Source organism: Rhodococcus sp. (in: high G+C Gram-positive bacteria), from assembly GCF_049299235.1.
GTDB lineage: Bacteria > Actinomycetota > Actinomycetes > Mycobacteriales > Mycobacteriaceae > Rhodococcus.
In genome coordinates this window covers 1-4,522 of record NZ_JBAQXC010000047.1, presented here as the reverse complement: position 1 = coordinate 4,522, position 4,522 = coordinate 1, and the positions used below count along the sequence as shown (strand labels likewise).

Sequence of the window (4,522 nt, the reverse complement as noted above, 5' to 3'; positions counted from 1 at the left end):
CCGCTGTGCGCCGCGGCGGTGTGGCCGTCGCTGCCCGCACCCGACGACGGGGACCGCACCATCACCGTCGCCGCGATCCAGGGGAGCGTGCCGCGTCTGGGTCTGGACTTCAACGCGCAACGCAAGGCGGTGCTCGACAACCATGTGGCCCGCACCCTCGAACTCGCCGCCGACGTCGCGGCCGGAACCGTCCCGCGACCGGACGTGGTGATCTGGCCGGAGAACGCCTCGGACATCGACCCGCTGCGCAACCCGGACGCCGCCGCCGACATCACCGCGGCCGCCGCCGCGATCGGCGCGCCCATCACGGTAGGTGCCGTGCTCGTCAACGGTGACGGCACCACCACCAACTCGGTGATCGTGTGGGATGCGCAGTCCGGCCCCGGCGAACGACACGACAAGAAGATCATCCAGCCGTTCGGCGAATACCTGCCGTACCGGTCGTTCTTCCGGCTGTTCTCCGAATACGCCGACCGCGCCGGACATTTCGTGCCCGGCCACGGTGACGGCGTGGTGCATGCCGCCGGTATCCCCATCGGCGTCGCCACCTGCTACGAGGTCGCCTTCGACCGGGCGCTGCGCCAGGCCGTCGACGCCGGCGCGCAACTTCTGGCGGTCCCCACCAACAACGCCACGTTCGGCGACACCGAAATGACCTACCAGCAGCTCGCGATGTCCCGACTGCGGGCCGTCGAACACGGCCGCACCGTGGTCGTCGCCGCCACCAGCGGGGTCAGCGCGATCGTCGCCCCCGACGGAACGGTCCTGGAACAGAGCCCGCTTTTCGAACCCGCGGCCCTGGTGGCGCAGGTGCCGTTGCGCACGGAGACTACGCTGGCTAGTCGGCTCGGCCCGATCCCGGAACTCGTTCTGTGCATCATGGCCGTCGCCGCCGCCGGTGCCGCGTTCGTGCGCGCCCGGCGACACCAGAACACGGTGTCGAGTCCACAGCCCGGACCCGACACCGTGCCGGCCGAGGCCGGCACCGCAGGATCACCGGCCCGGGCCGGTGCCGAAAGGGAGGACCACTGATGGCAGCGGCGACGCCGGCCGGGGACAACAGCGCGCCGAGCGCACGGACCCTGGTCATCATTCCGACGTACAACGAGCGGGAAAACATCCGCCTGATCGTCGGCCGGCTGCATGCGGCGCTGCCGGATGTGCATGTACTCATCGCCGACGACGGCAGCCCGGACGGCACCGGGAAGGTCGCCGACGAGTTGGCGGCGGCCGGCGACGGCCGTATCCACGTCCTGCATCGCACCGAGAAGAACGGTCTCGGCGCCGCCTACATCGCCGGGTTCCGGTGGGGTCTGGAACGGAACTACACCGTCCTGGTGGAAATGGACGCCGACGGCAGCCACGCCCCGGAGCAGCTGCATCTGCTGCTCGCGAAGGTCGATGCCGGTGCCGACCTGGTTCTCGGCTCCCGGTACGTGCCCGGCGGCACCGTCGTGAACTGGCCGATGCGACGCGAGGTGCTCTCCCGCGGCGGCAACCTCTACTCGCGGCTCGCCCTCGGGGTGAAGATCGCCGACATCACCGGCGGCTACCGCGCGTTCCGCCGCGAGGTGCTCGAGAAGCTCGACCTCGACGCGATCGAATCGCACGGCTACTGCTTCCAGGTCGACATGGCCTGGCGCACCCTGCAGGCCGGGTTCACCGTTGCCGAGGTGCCGATCACCTTCACCGAACGTGTCATCGGTGACTCAAAGATGAGCGGCAACATCGTGCAGGAGGCGCTGCTCAAGGTCACCGTGTGGGGATTGCGTAATCGGTGGGCGACGCTGCGCGGACTCGTCGGCCGCGGCTGACCGTCGCTGATTCTCGCTGCCGGAGATCACGTGTCATGGTGCCGCCGGTGTTCCCGGACGTGGCGCTGACCCGTCTACGGAAATCCCGACGGGAACGCCGCCTCGTTGGAGAACGAGACGGCGTTCGATGTAGCCAGCGGTACGCTGCAGCGTTCGATCAGCGCGGGGCCACAATGCTGTGCCCGATCACGACAGGCCCGAAGAACGTCTCACCGCCGAGGAAGTACCGCTGTCCTTGACCGGAGTCGATGTTCCCACCGCCTGGAACGTCGATGATCCGGTAGTGGAACGGACCAACGGGCGAGTACAACGTCAGGACGCCCCCGTGAACGCTGGCCGGGGCGCTGGACGGGATACCGAAGTTCACGGTGGTGAAGGTGTAGTTGCCCGGGAGCAACGTCGGCCGAGGCCGCAGCGCGGCAACGACAGTACCGACCTGTCCACACTGGCCGTGGTGATCCCGTGGCTGGTCCGCGGCACCGGCGCCCTCCCACCGACGGCGAGGTCACCTCGGCAACTGACCGCGGGGTTCGGTGCGACAGAGGACCAATCCGAAGCATGAGAGTTTCGAGTTGACGAAGGTGACTGCGATTCTTCGCATCCGGTACCGAGATCAGCAATGTTCGACGACGACAACATCGTGTCGCACGGCGACCCGGTGTCGGTGCTGACCTTCGTCGAGCAGACCGGCCTGTGCCTGGTGTGACGGTCGCCTGTTCAGGAGCGACGCGCTGTCCGACGACGATCGGTCGCCTGCCCGGCCGAACCGGTGACGCGAGGTTCGGTTCGTGCTCCTCGCCCGGCCCGGCGCGCGGATGCGCGATCGGTGTCGGTGGTGGAGTTGCGCCGCCGGACCGGCCGGTCACGACCGGTATCCGGGGTCCGCTGCCCTCGGGACCGACCGGCAGCAGCGCGAGCAGGCGTGGTTCGCTTCCGGGTTCCCGGCCGGCCGAAAATGCGAGTGAGCACCGGCCGCACCGCGCTCGAGTCGAGCGAGACGAGCGCTTCGGGTTCCCGGTAGGCGGCGTGCGCGATCAACCCGAACATCATCAACGTGGTGATCATCGAAGTTCCGCCCGCGGAGATCAACGGCAATTGCAGGCCGGTGACCGGGAACATCCCGATGACGTATCCGATGTTGATGAACGCTTGGAAGACGATCCACACGGTGATCACCGCAGCGAGCATCCGCATGAAATGGTCGGTCGAGCGGGTTGCGATCCGCAGCCCGACCCACAGGACCGCGGCATACAGTCCGATCACCACCAGTGCACCGATCGCGCCGAGTTCTTCGCCGACGATCGCGAAGATGAAGTCGTTGTACGCCTGCGGCAGATAGCTCCATTTCGAATTCGACTGGCCCAGGCCCTGCCCGAACACACCGCCGTTGGCAAGGGCGTATTTGGCCTGGGTTGCCTGGTAGTTGATACCCAACGGGTCGGCGTCGAGATTGAGGAAGGCGCGGATGCGATCGGAGCGGTACCCGGCGGTGGCGGTGAAGACCACCATCGCGACGACGCCGCCGCCGGTCACGGCCAGGAAGATCCGGGTGGGGAACTGACCGAACCACAGCACCGCCAGCACGATGACGGCGATCGTCACCGCGGTGCCCAGGTCGTGCTGGAGCACGACCATGCCCAGCACCGCCAGCGACACCAGTGCCAGCGGCTTGAGGATTTTCATCACGTCGATGCGCTGCTCGGTGGCGCGCGCGACCATGTGGGCGCTCCAGATGACGAGGGCGACCTTCGCGATCTCCGACGGCTGGAACGAGATCGAGCCGACAAAGATCCAGGACTGCGCGCCGTAGATCTCGGTGCCGATGCCGGGGACGAGCACGAGGGCGAGCAGTACGAAAGCCACTGCCAGCAGCCAGGGCGCACCGCGGCGCAGCAGCGAGGTCGGCAGCCGGACGATCAGCACGAGGAAACCGAGGCCGACCACAGCGTAGAGCGACTGAGGAAGGAACCGGGCGTACGGGGAGCCTTGGCTGAGCAGCGATTCCACGCTGGAGGAGGACAGCACCATCATCAGCCCGAACACGACCAGCAGCAGCGTCAACCCGACGAGCATCTGGAAGTCGTGCAGCGGTCGTGCCAGCCAGGTATCGAATGTCTCTCGCACCCGGCCTGTCCGGTGCGGTTGATGCGGCGGTGTTTGCTCGCGGCCGGCGCGGCGGTCTCGTGGCGCGGCTGCCTCCGTCGGCGCGCTGGTCGTGTTTCTGTATTCCCCCCGTGACATCGGCTCATCGTCCCACGACGACACGTACGTCCCATTGGTCACCCACGCGTCCGCGTGGTGGCCGCGTCCCTGCTCCCACGCAGACCCGGGATGGACAATGTGGCGGCGGTCCGATAGTCCCACCCTTCGAACGTTCGGAACGGAACTCGAGAACGATCGCACCATCGGACAACGATCGTTCGCACAGTGTCCTGCGAACGTGACCCTACGAACGTTCGTGACGTAGTTCCTCGATCTGCCGTTGCAGTTCGCCGACGTGCGCCCGCACATCGGCCAGGTGCGCGGCCCGTTCCTCGGCCAACTCGGCCCGCACCGCACCGAGTTCGGCCTCGAGTTCCCCGACCCGCTTCCACGCTTCGGCTGCCGAGCCGCGGTCCGCATCACGTTCGCCTCGGCGAATACCGCCCCCCACCGCGCTCGACGGCGCCGTACGGGGCGGAAGCGGGGGTGCGGGCGCTACCGGAGGC

Annotated in this window: 4 protein-coding genes and 1 pseudogene; 2 read left to right on the top strand and 3 right to left on the bottom strand. The window is 67.8% G+C overall.

Annotation, left to right across the window (positions count from 1 at the left end; genetic code table 11):
• Together lnt and WAX14_RS02650 are read left to right on the top strand one after the other, a co-directional pair.
• Window positions 1-1,032: apolipoprotein N-acyltransferase (gene lnt, locus WAX14_RS02655; RefSeq protein ID WP_422626544.1), on the top strand; the 1,032-nt coding region annotated here is incomplete at its 5' end.
• On the top strand, window positions 1,032-1,814 hold the full coding sequence (locus WAX14_RS02650; protein ID WP_422626543.1) for a polyprenol monophosphomannose synthase: 783 nt from the start codon (window positions 1,032-1,034) through the stop codon (window positions 1,812-1,814). The genes lnt and WAX14_RS02650, both read left to right, overlap by 1 nt.
• A gap of 157 nt (window positions 1,815-1,971) precedes the next feature.
• Here the strand turns inward: WAX14_RS02650 and WAX14_RS02645 are convergent, their stop codons facing one another.
• The 3 genes and pseudogenes from WAX14_RS02645 to WAX14_RS02635 all read right to left on the bottom strand — a co-directional run.
• Window positions 1,972-2,181, bottom strand: a complete 210-nt coding sequence (locus WAX14_RS02645; RefSeq protein WP_422626542.1) for a hypothetical protein — start codon at window positions 2,179-2,181, stop codon at window positions 1,972-1,974.
• Between the two features lie 350 nt (window positions 2,182-2,531).
• Complete coding sequence (gene ftsW / locus WAX14_RS02640) at window positions 2,532-4,055, bottom strand: putative lipid II flippase FtsW (protein ID WP_422626541.1); 1,524 nt, start codon at window positions 4,053-4,055, stop codon at window positions 2,532-2,534.
• Between the two features lie 205 nt (window positions 4,056-4,260).
• Window positions 4,261-4,522: pseudogene (locus tag WAX14_RS02635) on the bottom strand (hypothetical protein); the annotation flags it as partial.

Excerpts from the sequence above, each read along its gene's own strand:
- WAX14_RS02650 (WP_422626543.1), top strand. The coding sequence starts at position 1,032 with ATGGCAGCGGCGACGCCGGCCGGGGACAACAGCGCGCCGAGCGCACGG.
- ftsW (WP_422626541.1), bottom strand. The coding sequence starts at position 4,055 with ATGTCACGGGGGGAATACAGAAACACGACCAGCGCGCCGACGGAGGCA.